Origin of the sequence: Vibrio sp. PID17_43 (assembly GCF_002608565.1) — a bacterium.
GTDB lineage: Bacteria > Pseudomonadota > Gammaproteobacteria > Enterobacterales > Vibrionaceae > Vibrio.
The window spans coordinates 134,184-154,420 of record NZ_LIXM01000008.1; the positions used below are offsets into that span (position 1 = coordinate 134,184).

A 20,237-nucleotide genomic window follows, 5' to 3' on the forward strand; every position below is an offset into this window, starting at 1 on the left:
GAGCAAAATAACGCCCTCACGATTGAGGTTTTTTTAATTAAATACAGTCAGTTGATCTGCCGGGAAAGCGACGCCGGTTTGCCTTCTTACTTCCGTCAGCACTTTGGCAACCGTCAACGAACGTTGCTTCATTTTTTCATCAATCAACCCAAGTTTAAGTTGCTGAGCAAATGCTTGTGCTTCATAGAACATATGATTTTCGGTTTGAGGCAGCGTGAGCACTTCTTTACCTTGCCCTCTCAAGATGCGCTCCACACCGCGTCCCGTAGCAATCATATCCACCAGCACACTACCTTGCTCTCCTTGAAATTCGCTTGGGATCAAAGAGTCACTCACTTTAGAGTGGAGCAGATTGACGTTAAAACCATCATACGCCAATGTCACGCTACCGCAGCCATCTACCCCCGAAGGCAGTACATGGGCACTGGCTTGGATGCTTTTGGGTTCCCCAAACAATTCAATCGCCGAGCCTACACAGTAATAACCAATATCCATGATGGAACCGTTAGAAAACTCTGGATTAAATGTATTGGGATTTTCACCATTGAGGTATTTTTGATATCTCGATGAATATTGGCAATAGCTGATTGTCGCATGCCGCAGCGGAGCGATAGTTGGCAAGCTCTCTTTCAACACTTGGAAGTTTGGCGTATACGGCGACATAAATGCCTCAAACAACACCACTTGGTGTTCTTCCGCACATTGGAACATAGCCTTGGCTAAAGCGTAATTTGACGCCATTGGCTTTTCACATAGTACATGCTTGCCAGCATTAAGCATTTGTATCGCTTGTGGTGCATGCAGCGAATTTGGACTGGCGATATACACCGCATCAATATCCGCATCCTCTCCGAGAGCGTCGAGGCTGTCATAGTAAGCTTCAGCGCCATAGGGTGAACCAAACGAACGGGCTTTATCAACGTCGCGCGAGTACACGGCATGTAGACAGAATTCTTTGGTTTGAATCGCCGCTTGAACAAATTGTTGAGAGATCCAGTTGGTCCCGATCACAGCAAGTTTGAACATATTACTTCCTTTTCATTACCGTTCTTATACTAGGGGGACAGCTTTCCTTTCGCGATTTAAACAAGCTTTAGTTCATTAAACAACTCAAATAACTCATCGAGCCTCTCTATCCGCGCCTATTTTTTGGGAGAGCCTCAAACAGCGTGACAATTGACTAGGTAAAGCCCATGCTCATTGCGTGCCTACTCGCGTTTTAAACTGTGATTGCTTACATATTTTTGAAAACAAAAATGAGTCGTAATTAACATTGAATAGTCATATCTACGCTGAATGATTAAAAGTTGCACTTCACAATGCCCACCCCATCACAATCCCCACATATACGCGACGCACATCACGAAACCTAAGTAATTATCACTTTAATAAACAGTTAAATTTGAACTCATCCTTTATCTTCACAAAAAAAGCCCACTGTTTTTCAAAAGTCAACACGTCAAAGCTGCCCCTTTGGTCACATTAATCAGCCGTAAAAAGCACCCTAGCCAACATGAAAAACTGGATTTATTTTTCCTAGCAGAATAACCAACAGCCACTTACAATCCGCACACATAATTACTACAAAACAATTACACAAACCGTTTGCTCGCTCGTGGTATTTGCCAACACAAACGAATGAGTACGGTCAGCCCAAAAACGTGAAAGGTCCAAAACAACAATGAGTCCAGAGAAATATCTCCAAGACTGGCAAACGAGCCAAACAATAGCTGAATCTGTCTCCCCTCTAATTGGTAAGTTATATCGTCAAAATGGAATCGAAGTGGTTCTATTTGGTAAGACACTTATCAATGCATCGACTATCGACATTCTCAAAGCTCACCGTATTGCAAGGCGCTATACTGGCAACCCTCTGTCTCTTGAACATACGATGCCGATCATCCAAAGCCTTAATGACATGAGTATTGCTTCTTGCCGTGTTGATATTGGCCAGCTTGCCGAGATGTACTGGAAAGCACACGAAGATACATCTGCACTGGATGACTTTTTACATACCGCTCTTCATGGTGCACATAGTGCAGACGCCCCATTAAAATCGCGTGATGTCGTTCTCTATGGTTTTGGTCGCATTGGTCGACTGTTAACTCGCCTTCTCATCGAAAAAAGTGGCCCTGGCTACCCGCTTCGACTACGTGCCATCGTGGTACGCGGCGGTAAAAAAGGTGATCTGGAAAAACGTGCAAGCTTATTGCGTCGTGATTCCGTTCATGGCCAATTCAACGGCAGTATCTTAATTGATGAAGAACGTAAGGCGTTGATCGTTAATGGTAACTACATCCAAATCATTTACGCTAATAGCCCAAGCGACGTCGACTATTCGGTTTACGGTATCAACAATGCACTGGTTGTCGATAACACCGGCGTATGGCGTGATGCTGAAGGTCTAAGCCAGCACGTAGCATGTAAAGGCGCAGAAAAAGTACTGCTGACTGCTCCGGGTAAAGGCGACATTAAGAACGTTGTATTTGGTGTAAACGAATCTGTCATTCAAGAAGACGACACCTTCATTTCAGCCGCAAGTTGTACAACCAACGCCATTACACCTGTACTTAAAGCGCTGAATGACAAATATGGCGTCCTATCTGGCCATATTGAAACGGTGCACTCATACACCAATGACCAAAACCTGATTGATAATTTCCACTCGGGCGATCGTCGTGGCCGTGGCGCTTCTTTAAACATGGTTCTTACCTCAACTGGCGCCGCAAAAGCGGTAGCGAAAGCGTTGCCAGAACTTGCGGGTAAGCTAACGGGTAATGCGATCCGTGTACCGACACCGAATGTATCGATGGCAGTCGCAAACCTAAACCTAGGCGAAGATGTGGACCGTGAGTCATTGAATGAATACTTGCGTGAAATGGCCTTAAATTCAGCGCTTTCTGCGCAGATTGATTACACAGATTCAACGGAGATTGTATCTAGTGACTTAGTCGGCTCTCGCCATGCGGGCGTTGTTGACGGCCAAGCAACGATTGCACAAGACAAGCGCTGCGTACTGTACATCTGGTACGACAATGAATTTGGTTACAGCTGTCAAGTTGTACACTGTATGGAACAAATGATGGGTGTTCGTTACCAAACATACCCTCAATAGGTGAACTTTGCTCCACAATGTTAACCACACTGCGTAACGAGCAATACCCCAGCATTTGTTTTAATATAAGCGCCCCGCGCATTACTAATAATATTTCCCCCGTTTATACGCCTGGTGACCATCAGGCGTTTTTTCGTTTTTAGACCAATTTGACATTCCTCAGACAAATCGATGTGAAATTGAATGGTATGTTCATATTTCATTCATGTTCAGGGCGCTAATCTGAACGCATAGATTGAAAGAGAGGTCATGAATATGAATCGAATTATCGTTACAGCATTAGCACTGATTACCGGCTTTGTTACTTTAGTTTTTAGCCTAATCATGGCGATTCCATTGACCATAGCTGCACTGATTACTGGCAAACGTATTGAAAAACGCGTGAAACAAATGCAACAAGAAAGGCATGAAGAGTACCATTTCAATACGGGCAAAACCGATGCAATTGAAGGCGAGTTTGAAGAAGTTCGTCGCTGATTGCTAACCACTCCCTATGTTCCTGAGCAAAATTCCTTGCTGACACCCTATCTCAACATTCTGGATAGGGTGTTTTTTTATCACAAACACAACAAAGGCGATCATTTCGATCGCCTTTTTATTATTGGGTTTATCTTTGATTACATCGCTAAATCGTCACTACTACACGGATAGCAAGCAACATAAGAACGATGCCTGAGAGTCGGTCAATCAGCACCGCTTTAGAGCGAATGCGATCCACGACACGTGAGTTAGACAGCACAAATGTGATAAAGGTGTACCATAAGCCATCCACGACAAACGGCGTTGCAACAATGATCATTTGATTACTTAAATCGTTACCGAGCGCAACAAACTGGCTGAATAATGCAATGAAAAATAGTGCAATTTTCGGGCTAAGGATCGAAATTAAAAAGCCTTCACGTGCCGATTGCGTCACCGTGGTTTCGTCGCCTGATTCCAGCTTTGCCGCGACGCCACCTTTCGAACGCAGTGCATTAAACCCCAAATAAGCAAGATAAGCCGCACCTGCCAAGCTGATGGTTTTAAACAGCAATGGGCTTTGTTGAAGTACCACCGCCAGCCCAATCAGAGTAATAAAAGCGTAGATGCCAATACCAAAGGCATGCGCCCATGCCGTCGCTAAGCCATTAATGCGTCCACCAGCTAATGAATGCTTCGCGACAATCGCCAAGCTCGGGCCCGGTGACATCGCCCCCAATAAACAAACGGTAAAAAGTGATAACCAAACTGTCAGTGTCATAAAAACCTCTCCTCTTTGACCGTCATCTATCAATAGAGGTGAAAAAATTGAAATTAAAGAGAACGTAAGGGTAATGTTTTATGCCCAAGGATGGGATGAAAATATCAGCTCGAATGGTCAACACTCCCTATTAACCTGAGTTCAGCTTAGTGACGCTCGACCCATTTTGCTCGCCAGTCGGCCGCTGCGTATTCTTCTGGCCAGTATTCAACTTGCTTGCAAATTAAACCATCCCGCACAGTGTGAAAAGTAATGACTCGGTCTTTTCGTACCCCATCACTGACGACCACATCCGTTACCACTTGCTCACCATCTGCAACAATGCGTTCGATGTCGAATGTCCATGTCCCCTCTGCTGGGTAAGCCGAGTTAAGGGCAGCAAAGTTGGTTCTGCCTCGAATCACTTCTTTGGTGAGTGGCCAAATCACCTCACAGTCTGGTGAAAGGCACTCTGCTGCTGCGTTGAAGTCGTTACTTTCCATTGTCTTCCAGAAGTTTAAAACTATCGTTTTCTCGGTCATTTTACGAACTGATTCCCTGTCGTATTGAAGAACTCCGTTAGTACAGTATGCGTCATCACATTACGAAGCTCAGGGTAGCGTTGAATATGATCTCGAATCTCATTAAGACGGGCAATATTAGGCACTTCAACAAACAGCATCATATCGGTTTCACCGCTAATGGCATGGCACCACTTCACACCGTCGATTTTGTACAGTTCATTGGCGTACGCATCGCAATTATGGCTTGAAGCAGAAGTATCAAACTTTAAGGCAAAATACGCGCAGATAGTAGACTCTTCAGAGGTAGCAATATCTGCATGATAACCGAGTATGACTTGGTCAGTTTCTAGCTTTTTGATTCGAGCCGTCACCGCTGAGCGTGACAAACTCACTTGCTCTGCGATCTCTGTCATTGATAGACGGGCGTTTTGCCGTAATAGGCCAATGATTTGATGATCAAATTTATCCATAAACTCACCAAGCTTTCCTTAATTTTTCCATTCTACTCAATTACAAGTGATTGAAAACCGACATTTTGCAGGCGTTCATCAAAATAACCGTCATTTTGACGGTCGACAACACCAATTTGTTGTACAGAATTTGGCTATGCTTGTGACTCGCAGCGCATTGACATTCAGAGATCGTTATGGAAGAACTTAAAAAAGACATCACGCTGATATCAGGGATTGGTCAACTCTCCACCACGTTAATGGGTACGGGGCTATTTATGATTCCGGCAATTGCTGCTGGCATTGCGGGGCACTTTTCTCTGTGGGCTTGGATTGTATTGTTCGTCGCGATTTGCCCCATCGCCCTCACCTTTGCACAACTTGGAAAACGCTATCCAAACGCCGGCGGCACTGCCTTTTTCGTGCGTAAAGCCTTCAACAGTAAATTAGAAAGTAGTGTGGCGTGGCTGTTTGTCAGCGTGATTCCTGTCGGAGTTCCTGCTGCGGTCGCCCTCGCTGCAGGCTTTTTGCTACAATTGTTACCAGAGGCAATCAGCAATCACTTTTTCGCTCAAATTCTCACGGTCGCTCTCTTAGTTTTCGTTAGTTTACTTGGTACTAAGTCATCAGGACGTCTGCAAACCGTTATTGCATTAAGCATTTTTGCTTTGGTTAGCGCATTTTTGTGGACAGGCGATGTTGGCTATGCCGATCTTACGATGCCAGCAATCACCATGGATTCTACTTGGTCGATTGCTGCAGCTCTCGGGGTCATGTTCTGGTGCTTTGTTGGCATTGAAGCTTTTGCACATATGGGAGAGGAATTTAAGAACCCACAACGAGACTTCCCTATTGCCATTATCGTCGGCTGCTTTATCGCTGGCACAACCTACTGGGCATGCTCAGTAGTGATCCTAAAGTTTGGCGCGTATGGCAGTACCGAGTTCGACAGCGCTTCTATCCCTTGGTTAAGTGCGCATCTTTTTGGCGACCATGCTAAATGGCTAATTAGCCTAGTCGGTTTCTCAGCATGTTTTGCTAGCATCAACCTCTACACCCAAAGCCTAGCTCGCATGGTGTGGGCACAGGCAAGGGAGTACAAGCCAACAAGTGCCATTGCACGCGTATCGGTTCGTGGCGTGCCCGCTAATGCGACGCTTCTGGTTGGTGTAATTTTGCTTGTTTCTTGCGTATTGGGCTCGCTCTCAGGATTAGATTTGGAGTTCTTCCTGAAACTTGCTAACGGAATCTTTGTTTTGGTTTACCTACTGGCCATGCTTTCAGCCTACAGATTGCTGCAAGGAGCAGGCAAGATTCTAGCCGGAATTTCACTACTCTTATGTACCGCTGTATTTATCTGCTTGGGCTGGTCAATGTTGTACGCCATTACTATTTTTGCGGTGCTTTCTCTGCCTTGGAAGCAATGGATAAAAAAGAGTCAAAGCAGACTCATTGAGTGACCAGACCAAGTTAGACGCCATTCAAACAACGGCAGGAGATCGACACCTCCACATACCAACGTTTGTTAGGTCAAATAGTGATTCATACTTCATTCTTTAACGCAGCAAATCTGATCGTCGAATAAATTGTGGAGCGCCTATGTTACAAAATGAAAAAAGCCTCGCTAGCATGAGGCTTTTGTTTGGTTCATCGCAGGTTAGCGGGAACTGAAAATAAAAACGACCGTTTTCATTCCAAATAGTACTTTCCTATCGTCATTCAGGGAAGGCTTTCAGCTCGTAAAGTCTAATAAAACTGACTCATTGATCTCTATCACTTTAGTTCCAGACTCAGTTCCATCCTGTTCTTGTGGCCAAGCTTCTGAGTCTATTCATGATACCCAATGGCGAACGCTCAAAGATGCGATGATACTAGATATACCCGTTGAGCTACTCGTTCAGACTCGGCGTATCAAGTGTTCAAAATGTGGTATCAAAACTGAGTCTATCTCTTGGGTTAAGCCATATTCTCGCCTTTCTCAGTCAAAGCCTTGCATGCCGAAGCTTTACCACACTTTGCTGCCTATCTGCACCAATGGAATAGATAGACTAAACTTAGTGATGTCAATTAGCCTCAAAAGCTCAAATCTAAGAGTCAATAAGCAGTAGTATCTACATTGTGTGGGCGGCGGCCTCTTTAGCTTCGAGCCTATATAAGGAATGAGCTATGAACAAAAAACAACTCGAAAGTGGAGAGAAATACGGCACTAGAATTGGTGGATATAACGGCTTTGTAAGGCGACTATTTTGGCCTGGAATGCCCCCAACAGAATGTGTTGATGGTTATTTAATGTTTCCATGGGGCACTGGTCCATTTTGGCCAATTTACTGTGATTTTGACACACCTTTTATTACTACGCCTCTATCATTTGGTTCAGAATTTCATTCACGAGAGGCAAGCCATTTTGTTGATGTGGTTAGTGAGCTTGCAGATGAGTCGACTGAAAAGGTGATGGCGACGATTGAAAATGTAGCAGTTATAGATAAAGAGGAACTTCTTAAATTAAGCGTCATAGAGCTTGCTAAGATCATTTTTGATGCCACTTCGAAAGATATCAAACACCCTCGTATCGACTCAACAATGGTCTTTGGTGAATATATTGATTCTATTAACAAAGCTGGAGGAAAATTTGACTCTGCTTTGGCTCTTCGAAGTCTCGCGAAGCAAATGGGCATTTCAAGAGATACGCTTAGGAAGATGCCTCTTTCAGATATCCCAACCTATATAGATGTCATTGGTAATCAAGATTCAGACACGGGAGTTAGTTATAGAACCGGTACCACGGTTTGTGCGGTAAACAGTGCTGGACAGATGACTTGTGGCGTTGTCAATGGTGTTCTAGAGGGGCTAATGTGGGGTGGCGTGATTGGGGGTGTTATCGGTGGCGCTGTTGGTGCTGCTATTGGTGCTGTAATTGGGGGGTTGCTAAGTTGGCTTTGGGGGGATTGAACCCAAAAGGAGCCACAAGGCTCCTTTTTAGATTAAGGGTGTTGATTATACTGTTTCTACCTTCACGCGGAAGAACATCGCATAAAACAACGGGATAACGACCAGTGTCAGAATGGTAGCGAAGAGCAGACCAAACATGATGGTCACTGCCATACTCTTAAAGAACGGGTCAATTAGAAGCGGAGCTACGCCCAATATCGTCGTAAACGCACCCAATAGTACGGGACGGGCACGGCTCAAGGCAGCATCGATAATGGCGCTATAAGGCGTTTTGCCTTCGCGAATTTCCACATCCGCTTGGTCCACCAATACAATTGCGTTTTTCACCATCATACCAATCAGGCTTAAGAAACCGAGGATGGCCATAAATTCAAACGGCGTCTGGAAAATCACCAAGCCGACGGTCACCCCGACAATGGCTAATGGTGCGGTCAGCCAAATCACCAATGGCTGGCGCAGTGCGTTGAACATAAAGATCACCGAGAGAATCATTGCAGCAAAACCATACGGCGCAGAAATCACCAGACCTTCATTAGCATCTTTTGACGCTTTATACTCGCCGTACCACTTCAGCTCATATCCGGCTGGCAGTTCAATCGCTTCGATCTGGCTACGAACTTGATTAAATGCATCCGCAGTCAGCACACCCGGCGCAGGATCGGCCTGAACCAAGATAGTTGGCATGCGGTCAATACGGCGCAAGATCGCATCCTGATACACCACATCAACAGAGTCCACCACCTGACTCACTGGAATAAAAGCACCTGCCGTCGGGCTGAACACTTCGGTATTTTCAATCGCGCGCTGGTGATTACGTTCGCTTTCTGGCGCGCGCACCACGATCGGGATCAGATCATCACCTTCGCGATACACACCAACATTGCGCCCCGTTAGGGTTTGTGCAATCGATTGGTTGATTTCCTGCGTTGTCAGGCCATAGCGCTGCGCTTCTTCTGCCGAATAAACCGGGCGAAGCACAGGCACCTGCTGACGCCAGTCATCCTGAACAGCAATTAAATTACTATCTGCCAGCATGATGGCTTTCGCTTGCTCAGCAAGTTGGCGCAACACAGCACTGTCTGGGCCTTTGAAACCGGCTTCAATCTTTTTACCGCCGCCGCGACCTAGCATGAATTTCCACACTTTAATCGACGCATCCGGATATTTTGCTTCCAACTCACCTTGCAGTTCCCCTAGCAGCGGTGCAATTTTGGTATAATCGTCAATATCAATCAGCAGCTGACCATAGCTCGGGTTACGGGCTTCTGGCGCATACGTCAGCATAAAACGCAACCCGCCACCACCAATAAAACTGGTGATACTGGTAACGCCCTCTTTCGCTTTCACATCTTGCTCAATGTTGGCGATCAATGCTTCAGTACGTTTAATGTCTGAACCTTGTGGTAAGTACACATCCACCACAAATTGTGGTCGTTGAGACTCTGGCATAAAGCCCGGCGGAACAAACTTCACGCCCCAGATAGCAGCAGCCATCATGCCCAGCAATAATGCGCAGCTGATGATTCGATATTTCAGAACCCAGGTTAACAGCGCTTTGTAACCACTGATCATACGACCTGGCTTCTGATCGGCGTTAACCGCCTTCACCTTCAGAAAATCGTGGCACAGCATTGGGGTTACCGTTACTGCAAACACCCAGCTCAGGAACATTGAATAGAGAATCACCCAAAACAGTGAGCCCGCGTATTCGCCCATATCAGAGGGAGAAAGACCAATGGCACTAAACGCACAGATACCGACCACTGTACCGCCGAGCAATGGCCATTTAGTGGCGTTCACCACATCAGAAACCACTTCTTTGCGGTCTGCGTTCGGATCTTGTTGAAGTCGGACCAATATGCCGTCCGTCACAACAATCGCATTATCCACCAGCATGCCAAGCGCAATGATCAGTGCCCCCAAAGAGATACGCTGCATAGCAATGTCTTCAATCAGCATGATGCACAGTGTGCCAGCCACCGTTAACAACAACACAAAGCCGATGATCACGCCGGAACGTACCCCCATAAACAGCAGTAGTACTACGAAAACAATCGCTACAGCAGCAATAAGGTTATCGATAAAATTGGCCACGGAAGCGCGCACGGAATCCGACTGCATGGAGATGATGTTCAGTTCCATGCCAAGTGGACGCTGGTTTTCTAATTCAGCCAAACGTACTTTTACCGCATCACCCATATCAACAACATTACCACCAGATACGTTGGAGATACCAAAACCAATCGCACGCTCGCCATTGTAGCGCATCAGCATTGTGGCTGGCGTTTTGTAGCCGCGAGTGATGTCAGCGATGTCACCTAAGCGAAGCACGGTATGATTGCTGCCCACGCCGACTTGCAGATTTTTTAGGTCGGCAACAGAATCAATGTTCGAGCTCGGAATAACCGGAATTCGCATGGCATCCGTTTCGATGCTGCCAGCCACAGTGACTAAGTTTTGCTTTTGCAGTACCTGGAACACTTTTTCCGCAGACATACCAAACTCAGCCAGACGCTCGCTGGAAATTTCAACAAAGATGGTCTCTTGCTGCTCTGCCAACGTCGCGGTTTTGGCAACGCCAGGCACCAAGACGATTTCACGGCGTAGTGAATCCACATAGTCTTGCAGCTGTTTGTCGCTGTAACCTTCACCCGTTACGGCAAAGAACAGCGCATAAACATCGGCAAAGTCATCATTGACGATAGACGGGCCAGCCCCCGGTGGTAACTGACGCTGAGCATCGGTCACTTTACGGCGGAGCTTATCCCACACCTGTTGCAGCTCTGCCGCACTGCCGGCGAACTCCAACTTGATCTCAACCGTCACTTCCGACATGCCTTGCATCGAGACGGATTTCACTTCTTTGACTTCCTGCAAAGACTGAACCGCCCCTTCGATCACATCGGTCACCTCGTCTGACACTTCCTGCGCAGTGGCACCAGAATAAGGCGTCACAATCACCGCCTGACGAATGACAAATTCCGGGTCTTCAAAGCGCCCGAGTTTGAGGTAGCTAATATAGCCACCAATCAGCGTCAGGGCGATCAGCACCCACACACTGGTGCGCTTGGCTATGGTATAACGTGCAATGTCCATCATTACGCTCCAGTGCGGTCATCAGTGTAAGGGCGTACTTCCATGCCCTCTCTCACACTAGAAACGCCTGCAATGATCACTCTTTCACCTTTTGACAGGTGGTCTGTCACTATGATGCGATCCTTGTTAAGTGCACCGATCTGGACGTAACGTTTTTGCGCTTTGTTCTCACTATTCACCACCCACACAAATTGTTTGCCTTGGTTATCTGGCACAATCGCGGTCAGTGGAAGCGTGATTTGCTGCTTCTGAGCCTCGTTCTTGTTGCTCACAGGGATCACTTTTACTGCCATGCCCGGCAATACATGGAACCCATTGAGTTGTTCAAAGCCAAGAACGACTGGATACGTTTGCGAAACCGAGTCTGGTACGGTTGCAAAGGTACGGAGCGTGACTGGGAATGTTTGTCCAGGAATGGAAGAGATCTCTGCCATTGCACGTGTGCTGTCGTTACCCGTTAGCATCACTTTATGAGGAATGTGGATCACGACTTCCAAATCGTTGAGATCATGAATAGTCAGTATTGGCGCGTTCGCTTGCACTTGAACATGATTATCGACCAGTTTGCGTCCCACAATGCCATCAAAAGGGGCATAGATCTGCGTGTACTCAAGCTGACGCTTCGCATCATCCATTCGGTTGCGCGCCAAATTGTAGCGTGTGGTGATCGCATCAAGATCGGCTCTTGAAATGGCTTGGCTCTTTTTAAATACCACTTGAGCACGCTCATATTCCAGCGTGGTATTTTCAAGTTCAAGTTGGGCTGACACCAACGCGTTTTTCGCATCTCTCGCATCTAAAGAAGCGAGTAACTGGCCTTTTTTCACCTCATCGCCTTCCTTCACCTCGATATTGGTCAATCGACCACCGATTTGGAAAGCGAGATCTGCACGCTCAGCCGCACGTACAATGCCGTTAAAGCTTAAATCTGCAGAGTGTTGGGTTTGTACAACTTCGGTAAGTGCCGGCTTAATCATCGGGGCGACCAAAGACTGTGTGGCCTCACTGCCACAGCCGCTAAGGCTAAGAGATGACACGAGCAGCGCAGAAATTGCACTCAATTTAAGTATCTTGTGGCCAACTTCAACTACGACCATATTTGCTTCACTCCAAAAACGTGACCGACTATTTGATCGGTGCACTGTTAAGTAATAATTACGTACAAAAGCAAAAGTAAACTTTGGAGTTTATTTTAAAGGTAATTACGTTAACGGTAAACTCAAAAGTTTACCAACTTGTTTTTGTTTGCTAGATTGTGAACGTCTAAGAAAGGAGAACTCCATGACACGCGTAGAAAAAAAACGCCTAGCGATCATCACCGCCGCGAAGGAAGAGTTCATTCAGCACGGCTTTACTGGAGCAAACATGGATCGTGTGTGTGCATTGGCCGAGGTCTCTAAGCGCACTTTATATCGTCACTTTGAAAGCAAAGAAGTGCTTTTTGAATCGGTACTTAGCGTGATTAAATCTTCTATCGGTGAGACACACGATTACCCATTTGATGGTGATAAAAGCATCCAAGAACAGCTAACGACCATTACCCATAAAGAAGTCGAGATACTTTACAAAAATTATGGTATTCCTTTTACCCGTGTGGTTGTGATCGAGTTTTTGCGCGAACCAGAAATGGCTCAACAGATCATTTCTAAGCTTTATCACTCTAAAGCACTAACAACGTGGTTTGAGCTGGCGCAGCAAGCCGGTGCAATTCGAAACATCAATATTGATTTACTTTCCGACACCTATACGAGCATTTTTAACGGGCTGTTCTTATGGCCACTCGTATTCAATATGCAACCTATGCCAACTGAAACAGAGCTCGATCAGAAGATTTCGCATTTGGTTTTCGTGATATCAAGTACCTGCGAAGCATCGGCTCAACAATAAGAAACGCCCTCTCAGAAAACAGATTCTTCAAATAACTGTGACACCTGCTGGATCAGTGCATCAATCTGGTCCAACGCGACATTGCCATAACCCAACACGACACCATGCCAATCACGCGTCTGAAAATCAGGATGCTCATAATAACTCATTGGGCGGAGCACGATACCTAGAGCTTCGGCCCGCTTTGTCCATTCATGTTCATCGATTCCCTGTTGCCATTTTAGTGTGATGTGAAGCCCAGCAGCTTGGCTAATGACACTCACTCTGGCTGGCAAATATTTCTCGATAGCCAAGCTCATCTGCTCATGCTTTGTTTTGTATAAGCGGCGCATCTTACGAATATGACGAAGCAAGCCTCCTTCCGTGATGAATTCCGCTAACGCTTCTTGAGTATGCGTTGGCGAATCACCACATAGCGCATCCTTAACCACAAGACTATCTTCGACTAAAGACTCCGGCACAACGAGATAGCCTAACCGCAAGCCGTTAAACATCACTTTATTGAGCGAATTGCACTAGGCAGAACGCAGGAAATTCGCTTGAGTAATGAAAAAGAGCTCAAAGCGACCATGCTACTTCGCATCCCACTGACCGAAGCCTCTGTGAAAATCAGTCACTTTGGCGTGAGTGATGAGGCTCAAGATATGGATATTCCCGTTTGGGCAGGTGTTTTGCCTTATCGAACAGTGGTAGGGCCGCTTCAAGCTTGTGAGGATCTTTATGAAGGGATTGAAGAGCCTGACTACCGTAGTGCCTACCCGAATCGCTGGCAAAAATAGGAGCCGATGCCCCTGCTACTTCGTTCTATTAGCTCAACATTCAAAACGCAGTGAATACTCTTTTGGCGTCACGCCGCGGTGCTTTTTAAACATTCGATTGAAACTGGCCACATTGCTGTATCCAAGCATTTGAGAGATAGCTAGCACACTGTTGCCCTTTCTTAATTGCTCTGCTGCGACGTTGCTTAATACATACCCTGAAACGGTCGAGAAATTTAGCCCAAGCTTGTGCAATCGACGCTGAAACTGCTGCTCTGAAAGCCCAAATAGCATCGATACTTGCTCTAATGTGGGTAACCCGTAATGGCGGCTATAATTCACCACTTCATAAATGATTTTAAGCTCATCCTCTGGGTCCGGCATGTTGAGCAGATCATCTAAATCGGAAAAACTCATCGCAAGGCGGTTCTCTTGACGATGCGTCACCTGCTTTGAAGCAAGACGATCGTCACTATGAATCCAGATCTCCGTTCTAGGTTGACTCCACATCACCTCACACCCAAAGTACGCTTTGTATAATGCGTGGTTCTTTCTTGAGCCCGAAATCATCACTCGCAATGGTGCATAATCTTGGCCAAGAAACGCCCGCAATACCTTTATCATAAAAGTGGCGCAGCGGATGCTATCATGCACTTTGCCCGATGCATCGACAAAAGGATTGTGATAAGTCCATTTAACGATATTCCCAGATTGCGCCCCGGCAAAAAACGCACCGGATTGCAAATTACTCACCCCATAATTCACGCGGCGAATCGTGCTGGATAAATCGTTCCCCGAAAACAGCCAACGCCCTATAGGCCCGAGCGTTTGAAGATCGACCTCCCGACTTAAATTTAATATCACATCAGCGTCACCACTCCGTGATTCTAGGTTTCGATACCACTCATTGACAGCAGGGATCGGAACCAAAGTCATTGGATTATGAAAAACAGAAGCCGGGATCCCAAGGTCTTCTGACTGCAATTTATACTTAAATAACGCGAGGTTATGAATATTTAGGATGCCCATCGCGCGAATAAATCGAACTGTTTCCACTACTAATCACATCAAATATAGCCAACAATTGATTGAATTTGTCACAAACAATCATCCTTTTCAATAAGTAAACACAATACGCCCCATATATCTTAGAGGAGCAGTTTATGAGTTTACTCAGTGTCCCATTTGTCGGAACAGGCGCAGACACCGCTTTGCATGTTGTTGCGGCCGTCGTATTAATCGCCAGTGTTGCTGGTGCGTGTTACGGCTTTTGGAAAATCCATGAATTACCAATCAATAAAGCACACAGTAAAGATCACCATCAGATAGGGCTCATCACCGCCCTCACCTGGATAGGGTTCGTCTGGCACTGGGTTTGGGTGCTCGCGGTGATCTTTGCCTTCGTTGATATGGAAAAAGCCATTCTCAATCTGCGTGATACATGGAGAAGTAAACCGCAATCAGAAACACTGCCACAAGAGGAGGCATAATGTTAGAAGGTTTAGCGGTTTGGGCACTGTTTATCTACTTGCTTCGCCTTGTTGGCATGCCTTGGAACAAAGCAACGAAGTCATTTGCTTACCTTGGTGGGGTCGGTTGGTTGATGTTTGTGTGGGTAGGTTTGATCAACTTTACGCCAATGGATCTCTCTGGTGGTTCTGTGGTGCAGTCTCCTCATATTCAACTTCGCCCCGATTCAACCAACGTCAGAGGCAAAGTCGACCACATTTATATCAAGCCTAACCAACAAGTTGAGCAAGGTCAGCTCATCTACGAACTCGACCCTACGCAATATGAAATCGCATTTAATCAAGCGAAAGTCTCTGCCGATGTGGCAGAAGTCGCGCTTGAAACGGCACAAGGCGATATTTCGATTGAAGAAGCGAATCACGAAGCGTTGGTGCAAGACCTTGAAACATCAAAAAGCCAGTTAGCTGCAGCGCAAGTTGATTTCAAATTGCAAAAGAAGATGTTAGACCGTTACGTTGAACAAAACCGCGTGGTGCAAAACACCATTACGGAAAGTGACATCGACAAACAATCGAGCGCAGTGGACATGGCGCGCCACAATGTGTTGACACTTGAGTCACAAATCAAGAAGAAGCAAGTGGATATCTCACGGGCAAAACTTGCTATTGATAAAGCCGAACTTGCGGTCGAAACCAAACGAGCAGAACTTCGCCAAGCACAAGAGCAAATCGCCAAAGCGCAGTGGGATCTCAACAGCACAAAAGTGCACGCCCCTGCCGATGGGTTTGTCACCAACTTTATTTTACGAGAAGGCCAGCGTGTCTCAGTCGCGCCTCGTATCAATATGTACACCAACGAAAAGTACGTACTGATGCGCGTGAACCACCAAGCCATTCGCAATATCAAACCGGGTCAACCGACTGAGTTCGCCTCATCGGTATATCCTGGTAAGATCTTCGCCGCAACGGTTGAGGGTATCGTTGAAGCAACCGGTGAATCACAAGGCAACCTGTTAGGCTTAGACGATTCGGTAAGAGCAACAACGGGTAAAAACTTACAGAATAAACATCACTTTGTTCGCCTAAAAATTGATGAACCTGAAGGCTATGACATTCCAGTTGGTTCTGTTGGTCTTGCGTGGGTAAGCGGTGAAAAGCCAATTGGTTTCCTTGCCTTCCTAGATGCAATTCGGGGCATTATCATCCGAATGAAGTCTCAGTTGTACTTCTTCTACTCTATCTAAACGCCCAAACCGCCAGTTTCGCTGGCGGTTTTCTTGTCATTTGTATCCAAGCACGTACTGTCCCCGTATAACAAATAGTTAGTAAATATTGGAGCAGACTCATGTCGCCAAAGGAAAGAAGCCTACCTACCCATCGAATATCAAGATTTGGCAAATTCGCCTCGCTTGCGACCCGTGTTGCTGGCAACGTGATTGCAGAAGGCACCAAGCAAATCGCAAAGGGCAACAGACCCAAAGCGAAAGATCTTTTGCTGACACCACAGAACATCGCACGCTTAACAGACCAACTCGCTCACCTGCGCGGTGCAGCCATGAAGCTTGGTCAAATGCTCTCAATGGATGCCGGTGATGTCTTGGAGCCTGAATTAGCGGACATCCTTTCTCGACTTCGCTCTAATGCCGACCCAATGCCAGCCAAACAACTGAACGGTGTGATGGAAAGCTCGTTGGGGGTCAATTGGAAAGACGATTTTCTCTCTTTTAACTTCAAACCCATTGCCAGCGCCTCGATCGGACAAGTACACCAAGCTTACAGCGATGCAGGTGACAACCTAGCAGTCAAAGTGCAATATCCTGGAATAAGAAAAAGCATCGATAGTGACGTAAACAATGTGGGGACACTGCTTAAAGTGGTTGGATTGATTCCAGAGTCTGTCGATTACAAAGGATTGCTCGAGGAAGCGAAAAAACAACTGCATGATGAAGCCGATTACGACCGCGAAGCACAGTTTGCCATTCGCTATCATGAGGCTTTGAAAAAGGCCCCTCATTTTGTGGTGCCGAAAATACACACTAAAAGCTGTTCCGACTCCGTGCTCAGCATGGAGTTCATTGATGGCTGTCCGATTGAGCAAATCGAACATTATGACCAAAATACGCGAGATTTTGTCATACACAGTCTGCTCGAATTGCTGTTCCGAGAGTTGTTCGAATTCAAGATGGTACAAACCGACCCCAATTTTGCCAACTATTTGTATATTGAGAGTACCCACCAAATCGGCTTGCTGGATTTCGGCGCGACTCGTGAGTACAGCGAACGTTTTAGTACCGGCTATCTCCAAGCCTTCGCGTCGGTCGTGAACAATGACGAACAAGGCTTGAATGATGCACTGGAGCAAATAGGATTCTTCAGCCAATCCATCTTGCCTGCTCAGCGTAAAGCCATTCTCGATCTGGTCAAAATGGCGTGCGAACCAATGTTGGTTGATGAACCTTATGATTTCAAAGCCAGTGGATTGGCACAAAAGCTCCGCGAAGCAGGCACCATTTTAAGCATGGAACAAGATTACTGGCACACACCACCAGCCGATGCCCTTTTCCTGCATCGAAAAATCGGCGGAATGTACTTCCTTGCCGCTCGTGTTGGTGCAAAAGTGAACGTTCACCATCTGGTTCTGCCATATCTCAGTTAACTCACCCTTTAGGGTGTTGTTTTTCTGCTACTTTCGCGTAACTTTGACAGCAGTTTATCAACCTACTGTCGGGGTTCTCAGTGAGCAAGTTTCAAGACCTCTCAACTTTAATAGAACAGATTGTCAAAGCGGACGAAGCGGATCAAATCACCGCACTGAATGATTCCATCGAATACGGCTTAGAACCAGGCTCCGTCGCATTGATTCTGGAAGCTTTTCCCATTGATGATCGTGTCCGTTTGTGGCGAGCACTGCCGTTAGAGTTTCACATCGATGTGTTGACCGAAATGCGTGCCGATGTGCGTTTTTCTATCATTAATGCTTTATCTGAGGTCGAACTAAAACTCACCCTTGCAAAACTAGATAATCTCTCACTGATCGAATGGGCTGACTCACTCCCTGAAGAGATCATCAATGAAGCATTGTCTCTCATCGAGAAAGACGAGCTCGAGCTATACGATCAGGCGAATGAATACGAAGAAGATGAACTCGGCCGCTGGGCTGAGCGTAAGATCATTACACTTCCATTCAACATTACGGTAGAAAAAGCACGTATGCTGATGGCTCGCTACAGCTATGACGCACCACAACATGTGTATTTAATTAACCGCTGCAAACAGTTTCGTGGTGTCGTGAACTATCACGAGTTACTGCGAGGTGAAAGCGACATTCGACTAAATACGCTCGCGATTGAAACCGTCACTGTGCTCGACAGTAAAATGAAATTACCAGAAGCCGTAGAAGCATTAGAGCACAGTGCGCTCTCAGCACTTCCCGTCACCGATGCAGACCAAACCTTAATTGGCGAAGCGGATTGGCAATTTGCACTCAGTACTCAGCGAGAGATTTACGAAGCTCGTTTGATGGCGGGTACAGGTATGGATGAAGGTGATGACTTATTCGCCCCTGTCATGAAAAGCTCTCAAAAACGTGGGGTTTGGCTTGGGATCAACCTCATCACCGCTATTTTCGCTTCGGTAACCATTGGTCTGTTTGAAGATGTCATTGCTCAAGTAGTCGCGTTAGCCGTTTTGATGCCGATTGTCGCATCGATGGGTGGTATTGCAGGTAGCCAAACACTGACTCTGATGATTCGTGCGATGGCGCTCAATCAGATCACACCTGGTAACCGTTTTGCTTTATTGAAAAATGAACTGGGCATCGGCTTTTTAAACGGACTATTGTGGGCACTAATCATTGGTGGTTTAGCAGGGCTTTGGTTTCAATCTACCGTATTAGGTGCAACCATTGCACTGGCCATCATCGTTAATATCATCACGGCAGCGTTGTTTGGCGTACTTATACCAATAGCTTTAGATAAGTTGAAGCTTGACCCCGCGTTAGCAGGTTCGGTCATTTTAACGACCGTCACTGATGTGGTTGGCTTCTTTGCCTTCTTGGGTACTGCGAGCTTAGTCATGTTATAAAATTAGCACCGTCATCTAACTGATTAATAAAGACTAGTAATACCAGCAAAGCGATTTATTCATATTATTTAAGGTAAAATGCACATGAACTGCTATGCTTATAGTGACCCTTTTTAAGCCGAGGGTCACCTAGCCAACTGACGTTGTTCGTGAACTCGACTTGTTCACGCATACATAGGCCAATCGCTTTGCTGCGGTTGGCTTTTTTTTTACCCCCCCACTATTCTTTCCTTACGTACTTAACCGGCTTGCACCACGCCACACACAAAATCATTTCATCCTTCATTGGCCACCTACGGTTAAGATAACCATAAAAAATAAACACTCCAGACCAAAAATGCCAACTAACCATCATAACCACAACCAAATTTGACAGATTGCGTTCAAATAATGAACACAACAAAAATAAACACCAAGAAAACGTTTGCTTTTTCATTCATAAAGGGACGACAGCAACAGACTTAAGAAAGAAACCATCAAATTCAAACAGGACATAACATTAACGGAAATAATACCGATTTCATTACACTTTCAGTAAAATGCAGAGGCCATTAACAAACATTTTTCACTCTAAAAAGAAATTACAAACCACTGATTTAAAACCAAAAAACAACAAAAAAACCTCAGAAGAACGTTTTAATAACAAAAAACACATTGACTATGGAATTTACATCACGATAATACGCGC

Annotated in this window: 17 protein-coding genes and 2 pseudogenes; 11 read left to right on the plus strand and 8 right to left on the minus strand. The window is 45.9% G+C overall.

The annotated features are described in order from the left end of the window. Nucleotides 1-33 precede the first annotated feature (33 nt). On the minus strand, nucleotides 34-1,026 hold the full coding sequence (locus AK965_RS07720; RefSeq protein ID WP_099079068.1) for a Gfo/Idh/MocA family protein: 993 nt from the start codon (nucleotides 1,024-1,026) through the stop codon (nucleotides 34-36). A 655-nt stretch (nucleotides 1,027-1,681) separates the two neighbouring features. Between AK965_RS07720 and AK965_RS07725 the strand changes: the two genes are divergently transcribed. Beyond that, nucleotides 1,682-3,115, plus strand: a complete 1,434-nt coding sequence (locus AK965_RS07725) for a glyceraldehyde-3-phosphate dehydrogenase (protein WP_099079069.1) — start codon at nucleotides 1,682-1,684, stop codon at nucleotides 3,113-3,115. A gap of 255 nt (nucleotides 3,116-3,370) precedes the next feature. Beyond that, a complete protein-coding gene (locus tag AK965_RS07730; RefSeq protein ID WP_099079102.1) occupies nucleotides 3,371-3,592 on the plus strand; it encodes a hypothetical protein in 222 nt (73 codons plus the stop codon). Nucleotides 3,593-3,740: 148 nt separating this feature from the next. On the opposite strand, the gene AK965_RS07735 is transcribed toward AK965_RS07730, so the two are convergent. The 3 genes from AK965_RS07735 to AK965_RS07745 form a co-directional block, all read right to left on the minus strand. After that, a complete protein-coding gene (locus AK965_RS07735) occupies nucleotides 3,741-4,355 on the minus strand; it encodes a LysE family translocator (RefSeq protein WP_099079070.1) in 615 nt (204 codons plus the stop codon). Between the two features lie 146 nt (nucleotides 4,356-4,501). Continuing rightward, on the minus strand, nucleotides 4,502-4,876 hold the full coding sequence (locus tag AK965_RS07740; RefSeq protein WP_099079071.1) for a nuclear transport factor 2 family protein: 375 nt from the start codon (nucleotides 4,874-4,876) through the stop codon (nucleotides 4,502-4,504). Continuing rightward, on the minus strand, nucleotides 4,873-5,328 hold the full coding sequence (locus AK965_RS07745; RefSeq protein WP_099079072.1) for an Lrp/AsnC family transcriptional regulator: 456 nt from the start codon (nucleotides 5,326-5,328) through the stop codon (nucleotides 4,873-4,875). The genes AK965_RS07740 and AK965_RS07745 overlap by 4 nt, the downstream gene beginning before the upstream one ends. A 176-nt stretch (nucleotides 5,329-5,504) precedes the next feature. On the opposite strand from AK965_RS07745, the gene yjeH reads away from it, so the two are divergent. The 3 genes from yjeH (at nucleotide 5,505) to AK965_RS07755 (ending at nucleotide 8,256) form a co-directional block, all read left to right on the plus strand. Next, the gene (yjeH, locus tag AK965_RS07750; protein WP_099079073.1) at nucleotides 5,505-6,767 is read left to right on the plus strand and encodes an L-methionine/branched-chain amino acid transporter; all 1,263 of its coding nucleotides are present in this window, start codon (nucleotides 5,505-5,507) and stop codon (nucleotides 6,765-6,767) included. A gap of 303 nt (nucleotides 6,768-7,070) precedes the next feature. Further along, on the plus strand, nucleotides 7,071-7,415 hold the full coding sequence (locus AK965_RS20925; protein WP_367379303.1) for a transposase family protein: 345 nt from the start codon (nucleotides 7,071-7,073) through the stop codon (nucleotides 7,413-7,415). A gap of 58 nt (nucleotides 7,416-7,473) precedes the next feature. Next, complete coding sequence (locus AK965_RS07755; RefSeq protein ID WP_099079074.1) at nucleotides 7,474-8,256, plus strand: hypothetical protein; 783 nt, start codon at nucleotides 7,474-7,476, stop codon at nucleotides 8,254-8,256. Between the two features lie 45 nt (nucleotides 8,257-8,301). Here the strand turns inward: AK965_RS07755 and AK965_RS07760 are convergent, their stop codons facing one another. Both AK965_RS07760 and AK965_RS07765 read right to left on the minus strand, forming a co-directional pair. Beyond that, the gene (locus tag AK965_RS07760) at nucleotides 8,302-11,352 is read right to left on the minus strand and encodes an efflux RND transporter permease subunit (protein ID WP_099079075.1); all 3,051 of its coding nucleotides are present in this window, start codon (nucleotides 11,350-11,352) and stop codon (nucleotides 8,302-8,304) included. Nucleotides 11,353-11,354: 2 nt separating this feature from the next. Continuing rightward, complete coding sequence (locus AK965_RS07765) at nucleotides 11,355-12,449, minus strand: efflux RND transporter periplasmic adaptor subunit (protein ID WP_099079076.1); 1,095 nt, start codon at nucleotides 12,447-12,449, stop codon at nucleotides 11,355-11,357. A 184-nt stretch (nucleotides 12,450-12,633) separates the two neighbouring features. Here AK965_RS07765 and AK965_RS07770 point away from each other — a divergent pair, with 184 nt between their 5' ends. Beyond that, complete coding sequence (locus AK965_RS07770; protein WP_099079077.1) at nucleotides 12,634-13,239, plus strand: TetR/AcrR family transcriptional regulator; 606 nt, start codon at nucleotides 12,634-12,636, stop codon at nucleotides 13,237-13,239. Nucleotides 13,240-13,250: 11 nt separating this feature from the next. Here the strand turns inward: AK965_RS07770 and AK965_RS07775 are convergent. Next, a pseudogene (locus AK965_RS07775) lies at nucleotides 13,251-13,742 on the minus strand (aminotransferase class I/II-fold pyridoxal phosphate-dependent enzyme); the annotation flags it as partial. Here AK965_RS07775 and AK965_RS07780 point away from each other — a divergent pair. After that, nucleotides 13,731-14,018, plus strand: a pseudogene (locus tag AK965_RS07780) (pyridoxamine 5'-phosphate oxidase family protein); the annotation flags it as partial. The pseudogenes AK965_RS07775 and AK965_RS07780 overlap by 12 nt on opposite strands. Nucleotides 14,019-14,051: 33 nt before the next feature. On the opposite strand, the gene AK965_RS07785 reads toward AK965_RS07780, so the two are convergent. Then, nucleotides 14,052-15,053 (minus strand): AraC family transcriptional regulator, encoded by a 1,002-nt coding sequence (locus tag AK965_RS07785; protein ID WP_099079078.1) that lies wholly within the window; start codon nucleotides 15,051-15,053, stop codon nucleotides 14,052-14,054. A gap of 107 nt (nucleotides 15,054-15,160) precedes the next feature. On the opposite strand from AK965_RS07785, the gene AK965_RS07790 reads away from it, so the two are divergent. The 4 genes from AK965_RS07790 to AK965_RS07805 all read left to right on the plus strand — a co-directional run bounded on the left by AK965_RS07790 (nucleotide 15,161) and on the right by AK965_RS07805 (nucleotide 19,549). Next, the gene (locus AK965_RS07790; RefSeq protein ID WP_099079079.1) at nucleotides 15,161-15,487 is read left to right on the plus strand and encodes an MFS transporter; all 327 of its coding nucleotides are present in this window, start codon (nucleotides 15,161-15,163) and stop codon (nucleotides 15,485-15,487) included. Further along, nucleotides 15,487-16,710 carry an HlyD family secretion protein gene (locus tag AK965_RS07795; protein ID WP_099079080.1) on the plus strand — a complete coding sequence of 408 codons (1,224 nt, stop codon included), beginning with the start codon at nucleotides 15,487-15,489 and terminating at the stop codon, nucleotides 16,708-16,710. Before AK965_RS07790 ends, AK965_RS07795 begins: the two co-directional genes overlap by 1 nt. Nucleotides 16,711-16,811: 101 nt before the next feature. Continuing rightward, nucleotides 16,812-18,122, plus strand: coding sequence for an AarF/ABC1/UbiB kinase family protein (locus tag AK965_RS07800; RefSeq protein WP_099079081.1), 1,311 nt, complete (start codon nucleotides 16,812-16,814; stop codon nucleotides 18,120-18,122). 80 nt (nucleotides 18,123-18,202) lie between these two features. Then, entirely contained in the window at nucleotides 18,203-19,549 is a 1,347-nt protein-coding gene (locus AK965_RS07805) for a magnesium transporter (RefSeq protein WP_099079082.1), read from the plus strand. The last annotated feature ends 688 nt before the right edge of the window (nucleotides 19,550-20,237 follow it).

Coding starts and splice junctions, on each gene's coding strand:
- AK965_RS07720 (WP_099079068.1), bottom strand. CDS start 1,026: ATGTTCAAACTTGCTGTGATCGGGACCAACTGGATCTCTCAACAATTT.
- AK965_RS07725 (WP_099079069.1), top strand. CDS start 1,682: ATGAGTCCAGAGAAATATCTCCAAGACTGGCAAACGAGCCAAACAATA.
- AK965_RS07730 (WP_099079102.1), top strand. CDS start 3,371: ATGAATCGAATTATCGTTACAGCATTAGCACTGATTACCGGCTTTGTT.
- AK965_RS07735 (WP_099079070.1), bottom strand. CDS start 4,355: ATGACACTGACAGTTTGGTTATCACTTTTTACCGTTTGTTTATTGGGG.
- AK965_RS07740 (WP_099079071.1), bottom strand. CDS start 4,876: ATGACCGAGAAAACGATAGTTTTAAACTTCTGGAAGACAATGGAAAGT.
- AK965_RS07745 (WP_099079072.1), bottom strand. CDS start 5,328: ATGGATAAATTTGATCATCAAATCATTGGCCTATTACGGCAAAACGCC.
- yjeH (WP_099079073.1), top strand. CDS start 5,505: ATGGAAGAACTTAAAAAAGACATCACGCTGATATCAGGGATTGGTCAA.
- AK965_RS07755 (WP_099079074.1), top strand. CDS start 7,474: ATGAACAAAAAACAACTCGAAAGTGGAGAGAAATACGGCACTAGAATT.
- AK965_RS07760 (WP_099079075.1), bottom strand. CDS start 11,352: ATGGACATTGCACGTTATACCATAGCCAAGCGCACCAGTGTGTGGGTG.
- AK965_RS07765 (WP_099079076.1), bottom strand. CDS start 12,449: ATGGTCGTAGTTGAAGTTGGCCACAAGATACTTAAATTGAGTGCAATT.
- AK965_RS07770 (WP_099079077.1), top strand. CDS start 12,634: ATGACACGCGTAGAAAAAAAACGCCTAGCGATCATCACCGCCGCGAAG.
- AK965_RS07790 (WP_099079079.1), top strand. CDS start 15,161: ATGAGTTTACTCAGTGTCCCATTTGTCGGAACAGGCGCAGACACCGCT.
- AK965_RS07795 (WP_099079080.1), top strand. CDS start 15,487: ATGTTAGAAGGTTTAGCGGTTTGGGCACTGTTTATCTACTTGCTTCGC.
- AK965_RS07800 (WP_099079081.1), top strand. CDS start 16,812: ATGTCGCCAAAGGAAAGAAGCCTACCTACCCATCGAATATCAAGATTT.